Genomic DNA, 17,742 nt, shown 5'->3' with positions numbered 1-17,742 from the left:
GTGACCGCGCAGACCCGGGTCCACGACCCCGTCCTCGTCCAGCGCCGGACCGTCGGCGTCCTCGGCGGCGCCGTGGCCCTGGCCGGGCTGGGGGTGACGGTCGGGATCACCGTCGGCGGCCTGCTGGCCCGCGACGTGGCCGGCACCGACACCGCGGCCGGGCTCGGCCAGACCGCCGGCGTGCTCGGCGCCGCCGTCCTCGCCGTCCCGCTGGCCCGCGTCAGCGACCGCGCCGGCCGTAGGGCCGGGCTGGCCGCCGGGTACGCGATCGCCGTCCTCGGGTGCCTGCTGACGCTCGTCGCCGCGGTGGTCTCCTCCCTGCCGCTGCTGCTGGTGGGCCTGTTCGCCTTCGGGGCGGCCACCGCGTGCGGGCTGCAGGCCCGCTACGCCGCCGCCGACCTCGCGCTGCCCGAGCACCGCGGCCGGGCGCTGTCCCTGGTCGTGTGGGCCACCACGGTGGGGTCGGTCCTCGGGCCCAACCTGGCCGGGCCGGGCGAGGTCCTCGGCACCGCTCTGGGGCTGCCGCCGCTCACCGGGGCCTACGCCATCTCCGTCGCCGTGTTCGCCGCGGTGGCGCTCGGCCTGCTCGCGCTGCTGCGCCCGGACCCGCTGCTGCTCGCCCGCCGGCTGCGGGGGACCGGGGCGGACGCCGGACGGCCGCGCCGGGCCACCTCGGCCGCGGTCCGCGCGGTGTGGGCCGACCCGCGCGGCCGGCTGGGCCTGACCGCGGTCGTGGTCTCCCACGCGGTGATGGTCGGCGTCATGGTCATGACCCCGGTGCACATGGGGCACGACGGCGGCACCGAGCTGCGCGTCATCGGCCTGGTCATCAGCGTGCACGTCGCGGGCATGTACCTGTTCTCCCCGCTGGTCGGGCTGCTGGCCGACCGGGCCGGGCGCCGGGCCACGGTCGCCCTGGGGGCCGGCCTGCTGCTGGCGGCGGCCGCGCTGGCGGGGACGGCGGCCCCGCGGGACGCGGTGCAGCTGGGCGCGGGGCTGCTGCTGCTCGGGCTGGGCTGGTCCTGCGGGCTCATCGCCGGCTCCACGCTGGTCACCGAGGCGGTGGGGGAGGGGCAGCGGCCGGCCGCGCAGGGCGGCAGCGACCTGCTGATGGGCCTGGGTGCCGCGTTGGCCGGGGTCGTCGGCGGCCCGCTGCTCGCCCTGGGCGGCTACGGGCTGGTGGCCGTCGTGTCGGCCGCGCTGGTCGTCCCGCTGCTGGTGGTGTGGGCGCGCACCGGGGCGCAGACCGGCCCGAGAGCGGCTCAGCGCCCCCGGTAGTTGCGCCAGAGCAGCACGAGGGAGGCCAGCAGGGCCAGCGCGATGCCGATCTCGAGGACGAGGTCCAGGGTGGCCGAGCCGGTGCCGATCACCGGCCCAGCGTAGGAGCCGCCGGGCCGCCCCGGCGCGCGCTAGCGTCGGTGGCGTGCGCCTGCAGGAGTTCCGGTCCCGGCTCGCCGAGCAGTTCGGGCCCCTGCGCGGGGAGACCGTCGCCCGCGACCACGTGTTCGCCGCCCTCGGCGGGCGGACCGCCGTCGAGGCGATCGAGGCCGGCCTGCCGGTGCGCCGGGTGTGGCTGGCGATCTGCGAGGAGTACGACGTGCCGCGCAGGGAGCGCTGAGTCGCGGGAGCGGCGTGTCACGCTGGCAGTCGAACAGGTGTTCGGGATAGATTGGCCAGCGCAGTCCACAGGCCGGGCGTCGTTCCACAGGTCGGCCGATCCCCCGGAAGTGTCAGATCCCCGCTCTAGCGTCGGCACCGACCCGCTCGACCACACACTGCACCCGCGACTCCCCGAAGGTGAGCACCATGGCAGCGCTCGACCGCGACAAGGCCCTCGACATGGCCCTCGCCCAGATCGACAAGCAGTTCGGCAAGGGCTCGGTGATGCGGCTGGGTGACAGCCCCGAGGTGGCCATGAAGGTCATCCCCACCGGCTCGATCGCCCTCGACATCGCCCTCGGCATCGGTGGCCTGCCGCGCGGCCGCGTCATCGAGGTGTACGGCCCCGAGGCCTCCGGCAAGACGACGGTCGCCCTGCACGCCGTGGCCAACGCCCAGGCCGCCGGCGGCATCGCGGCCTTCATCGACGCCGAGCACGCGCTGGACCCCGAGTACGCCCGGGCGATCGGCGTCGACACCGACGCCCTGCTGGTCAGCCAGCCCGACACCGGTGAGCAGGCGCTGGAGATCGCCGACATGCTCATCCGCTCCGGCGCGCTGGACGTCATCGTCATCGACTCCGTCGCCGCCCTCGTGCCGCGCGCGGAGATCGAGGGCGAGATGGGCGACAGCCACGTCGGCCTGCAGGCCCGGCTGATGAGCCAGGCGCTGCGCAAGATCACCGGTGCGCTGAACAACTCCGGCACCACCGCGATCTTCATCAACCAGCTGCGCGAGAAGGTCGGCGTCGTCTACGGCTCCCCGGAGGTCACCACCGGTGGCCGCGCGCTGAAGTTCTACTCGTCGGTCCGCCTCGACGTGCGCCGCATCGAGACCCTCAAGCAGGGCACCGAGGCGGTCGGCAGCCGGGTCCGCGTGAAGGTCGTCAAGAACAAGGTCGCCGCGCCGTTCAAGCAGGCCGAGCTGGACCTGCTGTGGGGCCACGGCTTCAGCCGCGAGGGCGGCCTGATCGACGCCGGCGTCGAGCAGGGCTTCATCCGCAAGTCCGGCGCCTGGTACACGTACGAGGGCGACCAGCTCGGCCAGGGCAAGGAGAACGTCCGCACCTTCCTGCGGGACAACCCCGACCTCGCCGACGAGATCGAGAAGAAGGTCAAGGAGAAGCTCGGCATCGGGCCGCAGGTCGACGCCGCGGCCGCCGCAGCCGCCGCCCCGCCGGCGGACTTCTGACCGTGGGCGGCTGGCCCGAGGCCCGGGAGCGCCCGGCTCCCGGACGCCGACGCGGGCGGCGGCCCGGCCCGTCCCCCGACCCGGACGGTCCGGACGCCGCCCCGCCGGCCGGCGGCCACCGCGCGGGAGACGACCCAGGCGACTCCGAGCAGGTCGCCCGGTCGATCTGCCTGCGGGCGCTGACCGGCGCGGCCAGGACCCGCGCGCAGCTGGCCGACCTGCTGGCCCGGCGCGGGATCCCCGAGGACGTCGCGGGCTCGGTGCTCGACCGGTTCGGCGAGGTCGGGCTGATCGACGACGCCGCCTTCGCGCGGGCCTGGGTGACCTCGCGTCAGTCCGGGCGCGGCTTGGCGCGACGGGCCCTCAAGGCGGAGCTGCGCGCCAAGGGCGTCGACGGGGAGGTCGCCGAGCAGGCGGTCACCCTCGTCGACGACCAGGACGAGTGGGACGCGGCCCGCCGCCTGGTGCAGCGCCGCCTGCCCGGGCTGCGGCGGGTCGACCGGGCCACAGCCGAGCGCCGGCTGGTGGGCATGCTCGCGCGACGCGGCTACGGGGGCGGGCTGGCCGGCTGGGTGGCCCGCGAGGCGCTCGACGAGGACCGCTCCGGCGGGGACCGCTCCGGCGAGGAGGCCGGCGGGCAGGACGAGCCCGGCCTGGACGCCTGGCTGCCCTGACCGCGCGGGCTGCCCCGACGGGCCCCGGGGCCCCGCGGCCGGCCTGACCCGGCTGGCCACGCAGACCCTCCGCGGCGGCCCAGCCGGGCGCGCGGGGGCGTCAGTCGGTGGGGCGCGCGGTCGCCGACCAGGCGGTCACGTCGACCGCGACGCCGTCCGAGGCCTCCTCGTCGGCCACCAGCCAGCTGCCCTCCCGGCCCTGACCCGACGCGAGCCAGGCCCGGATCTGCAGGTCGAAGGCCCGCTCGGTGCCGGCGGTCAGCGAGCTCACCGGTCCGAGGAACGTCACGTCGGTCTCCTCCCGGCCGGTGAAGCGCAGCACCACGCGGCACCGGGAACGCCGGTGCCGGGCGGGCGGCACGACCTCGCGCACGACCGCGGACTCCGCACCCGCGGCCGCGGCCAGCGAGGACGCGGAGGCGCGCAGCCGGGTCACGAACTCCTGGGCGGGGTCCATCGGGGTGGCGGGGCGGTGCACCGGCACCGGGAGCGGAGGCACGGCGGGGCGCAGGGCGGTGTCCACGACGCAGTTCTCGGCAGTCTGGCCGCCGGTCGGCACCGCCGGGAGGACCACCCGTCCCACCCGGCGTCCGCTGTCACCGCCCGGCCGGGACGGCGCCGCCACCACCGCCCATCTGCACGTCGGCGGGCAGCTCGGTCTGCGTCGTGGCCGCCGTCTTGGCGCTGCGCCGGGTGCGCCCCTCGGCGTACCGCGCCAGCCACGACAGCAGCAGGTTGATCACGATGTAGACGACGGCGGCGGCGACGTAGAGCTGGAAGGTGTACTGGTTGCCGAACTGCAGGGTGAAGAACTCCACCAGGCTCCGGGCGCCGCGCAGCAGCTCCGGGAAGCTGATGATGAAGCCCAGCGAGGTGTCCTTGAGCAGGACGACGAGCTGGGCGATGAGCACCGGGAGCATCCGCCGGGTGGCCTGGGGGAGCAGCACCAGCGTCATCACCTGCGTCTTGCGCATGCCCAGCCCGTAGGCGGCCTCTCGCTGGCCGCGGTCCACCGACAGGATGCCGGCGCGGAAGATTTCGCCGAGCACCGCGCCGTTGTAGAGGACCAGGCCGCCGACGAGGGCCCAGAACGCGCTGAGCCGGATCCCGAACTTCGGCAGCAGGAAGAACAGCGCGAAGATCAGGACCAGCAGGGGCACCGCGCGGAAGAACTCGATGGCCGTGGACACCACGATGCGCACCCAGCGGTGCTCCGAGAGCCGCCCGACCGCGAGCAGCAGGCCCAGCGCGGTGGCCAGCACCATGCCGATGAGGGCGACCTGCAGCGTGCGCAGCAGGGCCTGACCCAGCGCCTGCGGCACCTGGCTGGCCGGGTCGAACAGCACGGCCCAGCGCTGGGCCTCCAGCTGCCCGTTGCCGGCCAGCCGGACGAGCACGAGGGCGACGAGCGCGGCGACGAGGAGGCCGCCGACCGCCGTGGCGATGCGGATCCGCCGACGGGCCCGGGGGCCGGGCAGGTCGAACAGCACCGGTGTGGTCATCGCAGGATCGCCACCCGGCGCTCGATCCGGTTGACCGCCAGCGCGGACGGCAGGGTGATGACCATGTAGCCGACGACCACGCCGACCAGCACGAGGGTCAGGTCACCGGCGTCGGCGTTGACCAGCCGGGGCAGCAGGGAGCTGAGTTCGCTGACCGAGAAGCCCGCGGCGATGGAGGTGTTCTTCACCATCGCGATCAGCACGTTGCCCAGCGGCGGGACGACGGTCCGGAACGCCTGCGGCAGGACGACCTCGCGCAGGGACTGCCCGAAGGTCAGCCCGAGCGCCCGCGCCGCCTCCGCCTGACCGGCCGCCACCGCGTTGATGCCCGAGCGCACCGCCTCGCAGACGAACGCCGCGGTGTAGAGGCCGACCGACAGGACCGCACCCGAGAAGAAGCCGATCACGAAGTCGATCTGCGGCAGCCCGAAGATGAGGAAGAAGAAGACCACCGTGAGCGGCGTGTTGCGGAAGGTCTCGACGTAGAAGGTGGCCAGCCCGCGCAGCGGCGGGACGGGGCTGACCCGCATCGCGGCGAGGAGCGTGCCGAGCACCAGCGCCAGCAGGCCGGCCAGCAGCGACAGGCCGAGGGTGGCCAGGAACGCGTCGACGAACAGGTCGGCGTTCTCGCTCACGAAGTCCACGGCGCCTCCTCTCCGGGTCGGGACGGCGACGCGCCGCCGGGCGGGAGGCCCCGCCCGGCGGCGTCACGGGATCCGGTCGGTCAGTAGCGGTCGACCATGGGCGGCTCGGGGGCCTCCGTGCCGGTGATCGCGCCCGCGGTGCGGTCCCAGGCCGCGGCCCAGGTGCCGTCCTCGAAGGCCTGCTCCAGCGTGTCGTTGACGAACGCGCGGAACTCGTCGTCGCCCTTGGCCAGGCCGATGCCGTACGGCTCCTCGGTGAACGGGTTGCCGACCAGCTCGAAGGCGCCCTGCCCGCCCTGGACCAGCCCGGTGAGGATGACGTTGTCGGTGGTGACCGCGTCGACCTGGCCGTTGCGCAGCGCGTCGGCGCACTTGGAGTACACGTCGAACAGCGTCAGCTGGGCCTCGGGGTAGTTGTCCCGGATGTTCTGCGCCGGGGTGGAGCCCTCGACCGAGCAGACCCGCTTGCCCGCGAGGTCGTCGGGGCCCTCGATGGCCAGCGGGTTGCCGGTGGCGACCATGATGTCCTGGCCGGCCACGTAGTAGGGCCCGGCGAAGTCGATGAGCTGCTTGCGGGCGTCGTTGATCGTGTAGGTGGCCACCACGATGTCGACGTCGCCGTTCTGGATGAACGACTCCCGGTTGGCCGACACCGTCTCGGTCCACTCGATGTCCTCGGGGGCGATGCCCAGCTCCCCGGCGACGATCTTGGCGACCTCGACGTCGAAGCCCTCGGGCACGCCCTGCGGGTTGGCCAGGCCGAAGCCGGGCTGGTCGAACTTGGTGCCGACGGTGATCGTCCCGGCCTCGGCGAGCTCGGCCATCGTCGTCCCGGCGGGGAACTCCGCGTCCTGGGCGACCTCGGGGGCCTCCGAGGCGGCCTGCTCGGCCTGCTGGCCGGCCTCGCTGGCACAGCCGGCGAGCACGAGGCCGGCCGCCCCCAGGGTGGCGGCGTAGCGGGTGATGCGCATGTGCGTTCCTCTCTTGCGGGCTCAGTGGGTGAGGATCTTCGCGAGGAAGTCCTTGGCCCGGTCCGACTGCGGGCGGGTGAAGAAGGTCTCCGGGGTGGCGGACTCGACGATCCGGCCGCCGTCCATGAACACGACCCGGTTGGCCGCCCGGCGGGCGAAGCCCATCTCGTGGGTGACGACGACCATCGTCATGCCGTCCCGGGCCAGCGCGGTCATCACGTCCAGGACCTCGTTGATCATCTCCGGGTCCAGGGCGGAGGTCGGCTCGTCGAAGAGCATGACCTTGGGGTCCATCGCCAGCGCCCGGGCGATCGCCACCCGCTGCTGCTGCCCGCCGGACAGCTGCGCCGGGTACTTGTCGGCCTGGCTGCCGACGCCGACCCGGTCCAGCAGCTCGCGGGCGCGCCGCTCGGCGTCCCCCTTCGGCTGCTTGCGCACCTTGACCGGGCCCAGCGTGACGTTCTCCAACACGGTCTTGTGCGCGAACAGGTTGAAGCTCTGGAAGACCATGCCGACGTCGGCGCGCAGCCGGGCGAGCTCCCGGCCCTCGTCGGGCAGCCGCTGGCCGTCGATGGTGATCTCGCCGGAGTCGATGGGCTCCAGCCGGTTGACCGTTCGGCACAGCGTCGACTTGCCCGAGCCCGACGGGCCGATGACGACGACCACCTCACCGCGGTCGATCGACAGGTCGATGTCCTGCAGGACGTGCAGCTCGCCGAACCACTTGTCGACCGCGGACAGGCGGACGAGAGGCTCTCCGGCGGTACGGCTGGTCACCCGGCAGACCCTAGAGGCGGTCGGCAACGGTATCGGCGCCCCGCGATCACGAAGGCGTAACGACTGCCCGGGTGCGGTCGACCGGGGGACACCCGTTCGGGTCGCCGTACCCTCGACCCGTCATGACCAGCGACCTCGAGGCACCCGCGCGGACCTACCGGGTGCGCACCTACGGCTGCCAGATGAACGTCCACGACTCCGAGCGGCTGTCCGGGCTGCTGGAGGCCGCCGGCTACACCGCCGCACCCGAGGGGGCCGACGCCGACGTCGTCGTGCTCAACACCTGCGCGGTGCGGGAGAACGCCGACAACCGGCTCTACGGCAACCTCGGCCACCTCCGCCCGGTCAAGGACGCGCGCCCGGGCATGCAGATCGCCGTCGGCGGGTGCCTGGCGCAGAAGGACCGCGGGGAGATCGTGCGCCGCGCCCCGTGGGTGGACGTCGTCTTCGGCACGCACAACGTCGGCTCGCTGCCCGCGCTCCTGGCGCGCGCCCGGCACAACGCTGAGGCCCAGGTGGAGATCGCGGAGGCGCTGGAGGTCTTCCCCTCCACCCTGCCGGCCCGGCGGGACTCCGCCCACTCCGGCTGGGTGTCGATCAGCGTCGGGTGCAACAACACCTGCACGTTCTGCATCGTCCCGGCGCTGCGCGGCAAGGAGCGGGACCGCCGGCCCGGGGAGGTCCTCGCCGAGGTGCAGGCGCTGGTCGACCAGGGTGTGCTCGAGGTGACCCTGCTCGGGCAGAACGTCAACGCCTACGGCGTCGAGTTCCGCGACCGCGGCGCCTTCGCCGGCCTGCTGCGCGCGGCCGGCCGGATCGAGGGCCTGGAGCGGATCCGCTTCACCAGCCCGCACCCGCGGGAGTTCACCGACGACGTCATCGAGGCGATGGCCGGGACGCCGGCGGTGTGCCACCAGCTGCACATGCCGCTGCAGAGCGGGTCGGACGACGTGCTGCGCCGGATGCGCCGCGGCTACCGGCAGGACCGCTACCTCGGCATCCTCGACCGGGTGCGCGCCGCGATGCCCGACGCCGCGATCACCACCGACGTCATCGTGGGCTTCCCCGGCGAGACCGAGGCCGACTTCGCCCAGACCCTCGAGGTGGTCCGGCAGGCCCGCTTCGCCGGCGCGTTCACCTTCCAGTACTCCCGGCGCCCCGGGACGCCGGCCGCCGACATGGACGGCCAGCTGCCCAAGGAGGTCGTGCAGGAGCGCTACCTGCGGCTGACCGCGCTGCAGGAGGAGATCAGCTGGGCGGAGAACCGCGCCCAGGTCGGCCGCACCGTCGAGCTGCTGGTCGCCGCCGGGGAGGGCAGCAAGGACGCGCGGACCGGCCGGCTGAGCGGCCGCTCCCGCGACGGCCGGCTGGTGCACTTCCGGCCCGGGGACGACGGGGCGCGCGCGGTGCGCCCCGGCGACGTCGTCGAGACCGTGGTCACCCAGGCCGCGCCGCACCACCTGGTCGCCGACGGGCCGCTGCGCGCGCACCGGCGGACCCGCGCCGGGGACGCGCACGAGGCCGGCACCCGCCCGACGACGCCGGGCGTCGCCCTCGGCATGCCGGGGGTCGGCGTCCCGCCCCCGCTCACGCCCGTCGGCGGCTGCTGAGCCGCTGCGGCTAGCGGCGGGCGGCGGACCGCTCGGCCTCGGCCAGCCACTCCCGGCGGGTGCTGAGGTTGGCCCGGGCCTCCTCGACCCGCCGGGCGTCGCCCGCGGCCTCGGCCTTGGCGAGCTGCTCCTCGGCCTTGGTGACCGCCTGCCGCATCGAGGTGACCATCGGGTTCTCCGGGGCCACCCGCGGGCGGGAGGAGTCGACGGCGCCGCGGACCCGCTGCTCCACGGCCTGCATCCGGTCCTCCAGCTGGCGCATCGCGGCGCGCGGCACGTGGCCGATGGCGTCGTAGCGCTCCTGCAGCTTGCGCAGCGCGTTCTGCGCGCCCCGCAGGTCGGTGGCCGGGTCCAGCTTCTCGGCCTGGGCCAGGATCTCCTCCTTGGCCTGCTGGTTGGCCACCTGCTCGGAGTTGCGCGCCCTGTCGGACTCGGCGCGGGCGGCGAAGAAGACGTCCTGCGCGGCGCGGAACTGCTTCCACAGGTCGTCGTCGCCGTCCCGCCCGGTGCGCGGCACGGCCTTCCACCGGTCCATCAGCGTGCGCATGGCCGCGCTCGTGGCGCCCCAGTCGGTCGACGTGGACAGCCGCTGCGCCTCGGCGATGAGTCCCTGCTTGGCCGCGCGGGCCTCCCCGCGCTGGGCGTCGAGGGCGGCGAAGTGCGCGCCGCGGCGGCGGCCGAAGGCGTCCCGGGCGGCGGCGAAGCGGGTCCACAGCGCCTCGTCGGTCTTGCGGTCGATCCCGCGGATCGTCTTCCACTCCTCGACGATGGCCTTGAGCCGGTCGCCGGCGGCCTTCCACGCGGTGGACTCCGCGGCGATCTGCTCGGCCTCGGCGGCCAGCGCCTCCTTGCGGACCACCTGGGCGGCCCGGGCGGCGGCCTTCTCCGCCCGCGACTCGGCGGCCGCGGAGTCCGCCGTCCCGACCATGGCGCGGGCGCGGGCGGCCAGCCCGTCCAGGTCGCCGACGGCGGCGGCGGTGGGGATGGACTCGGCCAGCGCCTGGGCCTTGGCCTTGATCTCGCTGGGGTTCCCGGTGTGCGCCCGCAGGCGCGCCTCCAACAGGGTCACCTCGGTGGCCAGGTCGTCGTAGCGCCGGGCGTAGTGGGTCAGCCCCGCCGCGGGCTCGCCGGCCTGCCAGGAGCCCACGACACGCTCGCCCTCGGCGGTGCGGACGTAGACCGTCCCGTCCTCGTCCACCCGGCCCCACCGGGCGGGGTCGGACGGCGCGGCGGCCTCGGCCGGCGGGTGCGGGACGGCGGCCGGGGTCGCGGCCGGAGCCGGGTGGGGGGTGGTGTCCTCGGCGGGGGTGGCCGGGGCGACCACGTCGTCGGCGGGGGTGTCCGCGGTGCTCATGTCGTCGGCGGGGGCTGCACCGGGAGCGGCCCCGTCCTCGGAGGCGGCGGGCGCCGCGGTCGGGTCGGCCACGGCGGCGTCCCCCGGGGTCGGCCCCCCAGTGGTCCCCGCCTCGGGGGCGACCGCCTCGGACCCGGTCGGCTCCGGCTCGGACAGCGGGGAGGGGCTCGCGGCGTTCTCCGTGCTCGACACGTCCCGGAGTGTCCCACGACGCATCCGGGACACTGCCCGGGTGAGCTCGGCCCCAGCCCGTCCCGGCGCCCCCGGCACCCCCCGCCCGGCCCCCGCGGCGGTCGCCTTCTGCCCGTGCCCGCCCCTGCTGCTGCCGGCCGTGGCCGGGCGGGCCGCCGGGGACACCGCCGGCCTGCGGGCGGCCTGCGCCACGGCGGTGGACGCGCTGCTGGCGGCCCGGCCGGAGGTCGTCGTGGTCGTCGGCGCCGGGGGCGGCGCGGGCGTCCGGTACGGGCAGGGCGACGGCGGGGACCTGCGCGGCTTCGGCGTCGACCTGGGCGTCCCGTTCGCCGGCCGGGTCCGGCCGGGCAGGTGGCGGACCCCGCTGGCGCACACGGTGGGGGCCTGGCTGCTGGACGAGGCGGGCCACGCGGGCCTGCGCCTCGGCGTCGGCCCGGGCGACCTGGCCGGCGCCCTCGCCGACCTGCCGGCCCGGGTCGCCGTCCTGGCCATGGGCGACGGCTCGGCGCGCCGGTCGGTCAAGGCACCCGGGCACCTCGACGACGCCGCGGAGCCGTTCGACGACGCGGTGGCCGCCGCCCTGGCCGGCGGGGACGCCGACGCCCTGGCCGCGCTGGACGCCACGGAGGGGGCCCGGTTGCTCGCCGCCGGCGTGCCCACCTGGCGGGCGGTGGGCGCCGTGCTGGCCGGGCGGGCGGTCACCGGGCGGCTGCACGCGCACGAGGCGCCCTTCGGGGTCGGCTACCTGGTGGCCGACTGGCGAGTGCGGTGAGCGGGCCGCCGCCGGTGGTCGCGGTGGTCGGCCCCACCGCCACCGGCAAGACCGCGCTCGGGGTGGCGCTGGCCCACCGGCTGGGCGGCGAGGTGGTCAACGCCGACTCGATGCAGCTCTACCGCGGCATGGACATCGGCACCGCCAAGCCCGACACGGCGGAGCGGGACGGCGTGCCGCACCACCTGCTCGACGTCTGGCACGTGCGGCAGGCGGCGTCGGTGGCCGAGTACCGGCGGCTGGCCCGGGCCGAGGTCGACCGGCTGCGGGCGGCGGGAGTGGTCCCGCTGCTGGTCGGCGGCTCCGGGCTGTACGTGCGCGCCGTCCTCGACGAGCTGGACTTCCCCGGCACCGACCCCGCGGTGCGCGCCCGGCTGGAGGCCGAGCTCGCCGACGCCGGGCCCGCCGCGCTGCACGCCCGGCTGGCGCGGGTCGACCCCGCCGCGGCGGCCGCCGTCCTGCCCTCGAACGGGCGGCGGGTGGTGCGGGCGCTGGAGGTCGTCGAGCTCACCGGCGGCCCGTTCCGGGCGACGCTGCCCGAGCCGCGGCCGCACTACCCCGCGGTGGTCGTCGGCCTGGACCGGGAGCCGGCCGAGCTCGACCGGCGGGTGGCGCTGCGGGTGGACCGGATGTGGGCCGCCGGGTTCGTCGCCGAGGTCGAGGCGCTGGCCCGCGACGGGCTGCACGAGGGCCCGACCGCCTCGCGGGCGCTGGGCTACGCGCAGGTGCTGGCCCAGCTCGCCGGGACGCTCACCGCCGCCGAGGCGCGCGAGCGCACGGTGGCCGCCACCCGGCGCTTCGTGCGCCGGCAGCGCTCGTGGTTCCGCCGCGACCGGTCGACCGGCTGGCTCGACGCCGCCCGCCCCGACCTGGCCGACGCCGCCCTGCAGGTGATCACCGCCCGTACGCTGGACCGGTGAACGCGCGGCGGGTGCTGGTCGGCCACGGCACGGAGAACGACTTCGTCGTGCTGCCCGACCCCGACGGCACCGGCTGGCCGGAGGACCGGCTGGACGCCCGGGTGGTGCGGCGGCTGTGCGACCGCCGCGCCGGCCTCGGCGGGGACGGCGTGCTGCGCGTCGTCCGCTCGGTGCACGTGCCCGACGCCCCGACCGTGCTGGGCGAGGCACTGGGCCGGTGCGAGTGGTTCATGGACCACCGCAACGCCGACGGGTCCACCGCCGAGATGTGCGGCAACGGCATCCGGCTGTTCCTGCACGTGCTGGTCGCCGAGGGGCTGGTGGAGCGGTCCGCCTGCGCCGAGGGCCTGTGGGTCGGCACCCGCGGCGGCCCGCGGCGGGTCGGCGCCGCGCCCGACGGCGGCTACTGGGTGGACATGGGGCCGGCCCGCCCGTTCGGCGACGGCACCGCGGAGCTGGACGGCGCGGTGTTCCCCGGCCGCGCGGTGTCGATGGGCAACCCGCACCTGGCCTGCCTCACCCGCGTCGACGTCGACACCCTGGACCTGACCGCCGCGCCGGCCGTCGACGCCGGGCTGTTCCCCGACGGCGTCAACGTCGAGTTCGTCAACGTCGTCGAGCCCGGCCGGCACGTGCGGCTGCGGGTGTCCGAGCGCGGCGTCGGGGAGACCCGCTCGTGCGGCACCGGCGCCTGCGCCGCCGCGTGGACGGCCCTGGAGGCGGCCGGCGCCGCGACCGGCACGGTGACCGTCGACGTCCCTGGCGGGCGGCTGCGGGTCACCGTCGACGGCCGGACGACGGTGCTGACCGGGCCCGCCGTCGTGGTCGCCGCCGGCGAGCTCACCGCCGAGTGGCTGGCCGGCTGAGCCCGCCGCTACCCGGGGCCGGGGCTGCCGTCCCCGCCGTCGCGGGTGTTGCCGCTCTCCTCGGGGGAGTCGGGCATCAGCGACTGCCCGGCGATGCCGGGGCTGCCCTCCGGCTCGCCCTGACCCGTGTCCTGGTCGGATCCGCCGGTGACGTTGCCGAACCCGCCGGACATCGGGTTGCGCGGCACGCCCAGGCCCACCGGGTCGCGGCCGGGGTCGTCGAGCTCCTCGTCGGGGGTGCTGCCGGTCTCGCTCACCTGGGGCCTCCTGGGGTCGTGGGTCCTCACCCGCGCCCTACCCGACCCCCACCAGGTCACGCGTGCCGGGATGCATCACGGCGCACCCGTTGTTGCACGGACTGATGACAACTCAGGTGCCCCGCGTGCTGGGGTCTGCCACGCTGGAGACGATGACGACCGCACAGAACCGCGCCGTGCTCGCCGACGCCGAGGAGCGCGCGCTGCGCGCCGCGTCCGCCGGGGAGGGGCCGTTCCCCGAGGACGGGGCCGACGACACGACCGGTTCCTACGCCCTGGAGGCCCGCGGGGCGCTGCGCCGCGTCGCCGGCCTGTCCACCGAGCTCGCCGACGTCACCGAGGTCGAGTACCGGCAGCTGCGCCTGGAGCGCGTGGTGCTGGTCGGCGTCTGGACCGAGGGCACGCAGGCCGACGCCGACCGCTCGCTGGCCGAGCTGGCCGCGCTGGCCGAGACCGCGGGCTCGCAGGTGCTCGAGGCGGTGGTGCAGCGGCGGGACAAGCCCGACGCCGGCACCTACGTCGGGTCGGGCAAGGCCGCCGAGATCCGCGACATCGTCGCGGCCGCCGGCGCCGACACCGTGATCTGCGACGGCGAGCTGACCCCCGGCCAGCTCAACGCGCTGGAGAAGATCCTCAAGGTCAAGGTGGTCGACCGGACCGCGCTGATCCTCGACATCTTCGCCCAGCACGCCTCCAGCCGGGAGGGCAAGGCGCAGGTCGAGCTGGCGCAGATGCAGTACATGCTGCCGCGGCTGCGCGGCTGGGGTGAGTCGCTGTCCCGGCAGGCCGGTGGCCGGGTCGCCGGCGGTGGCGGCATCGGCACCCGCGGTCCCGGGGAGACCAAGATCGAGACCGACCGCCGGCGGATCCGCGCGCGGGTGAGCAAGCTGCGGCGGGAGATCGCCGGCATGGCCACCGCCCGGGCCACCCAGCGGTCCTCCCGCGGGCGCAACGCCGTCCCCGGCGTGGCCATCGCCGGGTACACCAACGCCGGCAAGTCCAGCCTGCTCAACCGGCTGACCGGTGCCGGCGTGCTGGTGGAGGACGCGCTGTTCGCCACCCTGGACCCGACGGTGCGCCGGGCGCAGTCGCCGGACGGCCGCGAGTACACCCTCACCGACACCGTCGGCTTCGTCCGGCACCTGCCGCACCAGCTGGTGGACGCCTTCCGCTCCACCCTGGAGGAGGTGGCCGCCGCCGACCTGCTGGTGCACGTCGTCGACGGCTCCGACCCCGACCCGCTGGGGCAGATCGACGCGGTGCACGTGGTGCTGAACGACATCGACGCCGCCGGGGTGCCCGAGCTCGTCGTCGTCAACAAGGTCGACGCGATGAGCGAGGAGGCCATCCTCACGCTGCGCCGGGCGCTGCCCGGGGCGGTGTGGGTCTCCGCCCGCACCGGCCAGGGGATCGAGCAGCTGCGCGAGGTCCTCGCCGGCCGGCTGCCGCACCCCGACGTCGAGGTGGACGTGCTGGTGCCCTACGACCGCGGCGACCTGGTGGCCCGGGTGCACCGGGACGGCGAGGTGCTCCGCGAGACCCACGAGGCCGGCGGCACCCGGCTCGGCGCCCGCGTCGACGGCGCGCTCGCCGCGGCCCTGGAGGAGTTCGCCGCACCGGTCGGCTGAGCCGACCCCCGTCGAGCGACGTCACGGTCAGGTCACGGCCCGGTACCGTGACCCCGTGACGAGGGGCGCGGTCCGGCGGCGCCCCGGCGCCACCCCGCCGGACGCCGGCGCCGCCCCGGTCGTGCCCGTGGGCCGCCCGCCGCGGTGGCTGCTCGCCGCGGCCGCGGTGGTCACCGTGGCGGTGACGGCGGACCTGCTCGGCCGCGGGGTGCTCGAACGGGTGGACCTGCGGGTCTCCGAGGTCGTCAGCTCCTGGGCGCTCGCCGACTCCGGCGCCTACTGGCCGGTGTGGGCGGTGACCCAGCTCGGGGGGCGCGGGTTCATCCTCGTCGTCCTGGCCGGGCTGGTCGGCTACCTCGGCTGGCGGTTCCGCACCGCGGTGCCGCTGGTGCGGGTGCTGCTCGCCCTGGTGCTGCTGACCGCCGTCGTCTACTCGTTCAAGTACGGCACCGGCCGCACCGCGCCGGCCTACCCCGGGTCCTTCTTCCACCGGGACGGCGCCTCCTACCCCTCCGGGCACGTGGCCAACGCCGTGCTCATGTGGGGGGTCGCCCGCTGGCAGGTCGTGCAGTACCGGCTGGCCCCGTGGGTGCAGCGCACCGCGCTGCTGCTCAGCGTCGCCGGCCCGGTGGCGACCGGGGTCGCGATGGTGTCCCTGGACTTCCACTGGGTCACCGACGCCCTCGTCGGCGGCGCGGTCGGCGTCCTGCTGCTGGGCGTGGTCCACGCGCTGGACGCCGCGGTGGTGCCACGCTGGGCCGGTGCGCGCACCGGCCGGTCCTCCGCCTGACCGCACCCCGGTGCGGCGCCGGGGTGCGGGCACCGGGCTGGCGCTGACGCTGCTGCTGACCGCGACCCTGCCGGCCTCGGCGGGTGCGGCGGCCGCCGCCCCCGCCCCGCCGGCGACCCGCTGCCAGATCACCGACCCGCGGCTGCCGGAGGTCTCCGGCCTGGCCGAGGTGGGCGACCGGCTGCTGGTGCACAACGACGGCGGCGCGGGCCTGGAGGTGTTCGCGCTGGACCGGGCCTGCACCGTCCTCGACGTCCGGACCGGGGCGGTGGACCCCTACGACCCCGAGGACCTCGCGGTGGGGGCCGACGGGACGGTCTGGCTGGCCGACACCGGCGACAACACCGGGGTGCGGGCGACGGTCGCCCTGCTGGCGCTGCGTCCCGACGGCAGCACGGCGGTGTACCGGCTGGCCTACCCCGACCGGCCCCGGGACGCCGAGGCGCTGCTGCTCGCCCCGGACGGCACGCCGTACCTGGTGACCAAGGAGGTGCTCGGGGCCAGCGCGGTGTTCCGGCCGGTGTCGGCGCTGGTCGAGGAGGGCACGGTCGGGCTGGCCGAGGTCGCCCGCGTGGACCTGGTGCTCACCGGCACGCCCGGCGGACCGGTCGGACGGGCCGGGCAGCTGATGGTCACCGGCGGCGCGGTCTCCCCGGACGGACGGGCCCTGGCGCTGCGCACCTACACCGACGCCTACGTCTGGCCGCTGTCCGGGTCCGACGTCGCCGGGGCGCTGGCAGGGGAGCCCCGCCGCGTCGCGCTGCCGGCCGCACCCCAGGGGGAGGCGGTCGGCTTCACCGGCGACTCGTCGGCGCTGGTGGTGGCGGGGGAGGGGCTGCCCGGCGACGTCACCGTGGTCCCGCTGCCGCCCGTGCCCGCCCCGCCGGGGGAGTCGCCGGCGGCCGACGGCCTGCTGGCCGGTCCGGGCGACGGCGGGGTGCCGACGGCGGTGGCCGCGGCGGCCGCGGCCACCGCCGCCGGAGTGCTCGTCTGGCTGGGCAGCCGGCTGCTCCGCCGGCGCGGCTGACCCCCGGGTCGGGGCCCCGAGCCGGACGGGCCCCTGCTAGACCCGGCGCAGCACCGTCACCACGCGGCCGAGGACCGTGGCGTCGTCACCCGGGATGGGCTCGTACGCGGGGTTGTGCGGCATCAGCCACAGGTGCCCGTCCCGCCGCTTGTAGGTCTTCACCGTCGCCTCGCCGTCGATCATGGCGGCGACGATCTCGCCGTTCTCCGCGGTCGGCTGCTGGCGCACGACCACCCAGTCGCCGTCGCAGATGGCCGCCTCGACCATCGAGTCACCGCTGACCCGGAGCATGAACAGGGTGCCCTCGCCGACCAGCTCGCGGGGCAGCGGGAAGACGTCCTCCACCGCCTGCTCGGCCAGCACCGGGCCACCGGCGGCGATCCGGCCGACCAGCGGGACGTACGTCGGGGCGGGTGTCTCGTCGGCGCCGCCGGGGGCAGCCACCGCGGGCGCGGGGGCGCCGGGGGAGTCGCCGGGCAGCCGGACGTCGAGCGCCCGGGGCCGGTTCGGGTCGCGGCGCAGCCAGCCCTTCTTCTGCAGCACGCTCAGCTGGTGGGCCACCGAGGAGGCCGACGAGAGCCCGACGGCCTCACCGATCTCGCGCACCGACGGGGGGTAGCCGCGCCGCTCGATCGAGTCGCGGATCACCTCGAGGACCCGCCGCTGCCGCTGGGTGAGCCCGTCGCCCGCCTCGCCGCGGTCGGGGAAGGTGCGCACCGACGCCGTCCCGTCCGCGTCGGGCGCGCCGGCCCCCGCGCCGGACCGGCTCCCGGACGGGCGCCGCGACGGGCCGTCGCCCCCGCGGACCCCGCTGCCCGACGTCCCCCTGGTGCCCGCCACGTCTCCTCCTCGCCGGCCGTGCCGCCACGGCCCCCTGTCCTGCGCCCGCCCCCGGTGCCCGGCGGCCC

19 protein-coding genes are annotated in these 17,742 nt (G+C 76.3%); 11 read left to right on the top strand and 8 right to left on the bottom strand.

Features of this window, described 5'->3' with window-relative positions; translation table 11 throughout:
- From CHB98_RS18205 to CHB98_RS18190, 4 genes are all read left to right on the top strand, one after another.
- Entirely contained in the window at nucleotides 1-1,278 is a 1,278-nt protein-coding gene (locus tag CHB98_RS18205; RefSeq protein WP_089307009.1) for an MFS transporter, read from the top strand.
- 145 nt (nucleotides 1,279-1,423) lie between these two features.
- Nucleotides 1,424-1,618, top strand: a complete 195-nt coding sequence (locus CHB98_RS18200; protein ID WP_089307008.1) for a DUF3046 domain-containing protein — start codon at nucleotides 1,424-1,426, stop codon at nucleotides 1,616-1,618.
- Between the two features lie 188 nt (nucleotides 1,619-1,806).
- Nucleotides 1,807-2,850, top strand: a complete 1,044-nt coding sequence (gene recA, locus CHB98_RS18195; RefSeq protein ID WP_089307007.1) for a recombinase RecA — start codon at nucleotides 1,807-1,809, stop codon at nucleotides 2,848-2,850.
- A 2-nt stretch (nucleotides 2,851-2,852) separates the two neighbouring features.
- Nucleotides 2,853-3,524, top strand: coding sequence for a regulatory protein RecX (locus CHB98_RS18190; RefSeq protein WP_089307006.1), 672 nt, complete (start codon nucleotides 2,853-2,855; stop codon nucleotides 3,522-3,524).
- A 100-nt stretch (nucleotides 3,525-3,624) separates the two neighbouring features.
- Here the strand turns inward: CHB98_RS18190 and CHB98_RS18185 are convergent, their stop codons facing one another.
- The 5 genes from CHB98_RS18185 to CHB98_RS18165 all read right to left on the bottom strand — a co-directional run bounded on the left by CHB98_RS18185 (nucleotide 3,625) and on the right by CHB98_RS18165 (nucleotide 7,418).
- On the bottom strand, nucleotides 3,625-4,107 hold the full coding sequence (locus CHB98_RS18185; RefSeq protein ID WP_245821374.1) for a hypothetical protein: 483 nt from the start codon (nucleotides 4,105-4,107) through the stop codon (nucleotides 3,625-3,627).
- A 13-nt stretch (nucleotides 4,108-4,120) separates the two neighbouring features.
- Entirely contained in the window at nucleotides 4,121-5,026 is a 906-nt protein-coding gene (locus CHB98_RS18180) for an amino acid ABC transporter permease (protein ID WP_089307005.1), read from the bottom strand.
- The gene (locus CHB98_RS18175; RefSeq protein ID WP_089307004.1) at nucleotides 5,023-5,670 is read right to left on the bottom strand and encodes an amino acid ABC transporter permease; all 648 of its coding nucleotides are present in this window, start codon (nucleotides 5,668-5,670) and stop codon (nucleotides 5,023-5,025) included. The genes CHB98_RS18180 and CHB98_RS18175 overlap by 4 nt, the downstream gene beginning before the upstream one ends.
- Before the next feature lie 80 nt (nucleotides 5,671-5,750).
- Nucleotides 5,751-6,641: a glutamate ABC transporter substrate-binding protein gene (locus tag CHB98_RS18170; RefSeq protein ID WP_089307003.1), complete on the bottom strand. Its 891-nt coding sequence runs from the start codon at nucleotides 6,639-6,641 to the stop codon at nucleotides 5,751-5,753.
- Nucleotides 6,642-6,662: 21 nt separating this feature from the next.
- Nucleotides 6,663-7,418 carry an amino acid ABC transporter ATP-binding protein gene (locus CHB98_RS18165; RefSeq protein ID WP_089307002.1) on the bottom strand — a complete coding sequence of 252 codons (756 nt, stop codon included), beginning with the start codon at nucleotides 7,416-7,418 and terminating at the stop codon, nucleotides 6,663-6,665.
- Nucleotides 7,419-7,540: 122 nt separating this feature from the next.
- On the opposite strand from CHB98_RS18165, the gene miaB reads away from it, so the two are divergent.
- Nucleotides 7,541-9,028 (top strand): tRNA (N6-isopentenyl adenosine(37)-C2)-methylthiotransferase MiaB, encoded by a 1,488-nt coding sequence (gene miaB, locus CHB98_RS18160; RefSeq protein ID WP_089307001.1) that lies wholly within the window; start codon nucleotides 7,541-7,543, stop codon nucleotides 9,026-9,028.
- Nucleotides 9,029-9,038: 10 nt separating this feature from the next.
- On the opposite strand, the gene CHB98_RS18155 is transcribed toward miaB, so the two are convergent.
- On the bottom strand, nucleotides 9,039-10,574 hold the full coding sequence (locus CHB98_RS18155) for a DUF349 domain-containing protein (RefSeq protein ID WP_089307000.1): 1,536 nt from the start codon (nucleotides 10,572-10,574) through the stop codon (nucleotides 9,039-9,041).
- A 40-nt stretch (nucleotides 10,575-10,614) separates the two neighbouring features.
- Between CHB98_RS18155 and CHB98_RS18150 the strand changes: the two genes are divergently transcribed.
- Genes CHB98_RS18150 through dapF form a run of 3 tightly spaced genes read left to right on the top strand, consistent with a single transcriptional unit; the run spans nucleotide 10,615 to nucleotide 13,132 of the window.
- Complete coding sequence (locus CHB98_RS18150; protein WP_089306999.1) at nucleotides 10,615-11,346, top strand: class III extradiol ring-cleavage dioxygenase family protein; 732 nt, start codon at nucleotides 10,615-10,617, stop codon at nucleotides 11,344-11,346.
- Nucleotides 11,343-12,266 carry a tRNA (adenosine(37)-N6)-dimethylallyltransferase MiaA gene (miaA, locus tag CHB98_RS18145; protein WP_089306998.1) on the top strand — a complete coding sequence of 308 codons (924 nt, stop codon included), beginning with the start codon at nucleotides 11,343-11,345 and terminating at the stop codon, nucleotides 12,264-12,266. Before CHB98_RS18150 ends, miaA begins: the two co-directional genes overlap by 4 nt.
- Nucleotides 12,263-13,132 (top strand): diaminopimelate epimerase, encoded by an 870-nt coding sequence (gene dapF, locus CHB98_RS18140; protein ID WP_245821371.1) that lies wholly within the window; start codon nucleotides 12,263-12,265, stop codon nucleotides 13,130-13,132. Before miaA ends, dapF begins: the two co-directional genes overlap by 4 nt.
- 8 nt (nucleotides 13,133-13,140) lie before the next feature.
- On the opposite strand, the gene CHB98_RS18135 is transcribed toward dapF, so the two are convergent.
- On the bottom strand, nucleotides 13,141-13,389 hold the full coding sequence (locus CHB98_RS18135; protein WP_089306997.1) for a hypothetical protein: 249 nt from the start codon (nucleotides 13,387-13,389) through the stop codon (nucleotides 13,141-13,143).
- 152 nt (nucleotides 13,390-13,541) lie between these two features.
- Between CHB98_RS18135 and hflX the strand changes: the two genes are divergently transcribed.
- Genes hflX through CHB98_RS18120 form a run of 3 tightly spaced genes read left to right on the top strand, consistent with a single transcriptional unit; the run spans nucleotide 13,542 to nucleotide 16,834 of the window.
- Entirely contained in the window at nucleotides 13,542-15,017 is a 1,476-nt protein-coding gene (gene hflX / locus CHB98_RS18130) for a GTPase HflX (RefSeq protein ID WP_179224663.1), read from the top strand.
- Nucleotides 15,018-15,072: 55 nt separating this feature from the next.
- Nucleotides 15,073-15,807, top strand: coding sequence for a phosphatase PAP2 family protein (locus CHB98_RS18125; protein ID WP_245821369.1), 735 nt, complete (start codon nucleotides 15,073-15,075; stop codon nucleotides 15,805-15,807).
- A gap of 10 nt (nucleotides 15,808-15,817) precedes the next feature.
- Nucleotides 15,818-16,834: a hypothetical protein gene (locus CHB98_RS18120; RefSeq protein WP_089307049.1), complete on the top strand. Its 1,017-nt coding sequence runs from the start codon at nucleotides 15,818-15,820 to the stop codon at nucleotides 16,832-16,834.
- Between the two features lie 36 nt (nucleotides 16,835-16,870).
- On the opposite strand, the gene lexA is transcribed toward CHB98_RS18120, so the two are convergent.
- Nucleotides 16,871-17,674, bottom strand: a complete 804-nt coding sequence (gene lexA, locus CHB98_RS18115) for a transcriptional repressor LexA (protein ID WP_218822421.1) — start codon at nucleotides 17,672-17,674, stop codon at nucleotides 16,871-16,873.
- Nucleotides 17,675-17,742 lie beyond the last annotated feature (68 nt).

The organism is Geodermatophilus pulveris, assembly GCF_900188375.1.
Lineage (GTDB): Bacteria > Actinomycetota > Actinomycetes > Mycobacteriales > Geodermatophilaceae > Geodermatophilus > Geodermatophilus pulveris.
The sequence above is the reverse complement of the archived record's forward strand: the minus strand, read 5'-3'. Positions and strand labels throughout refer to the sequence as shown.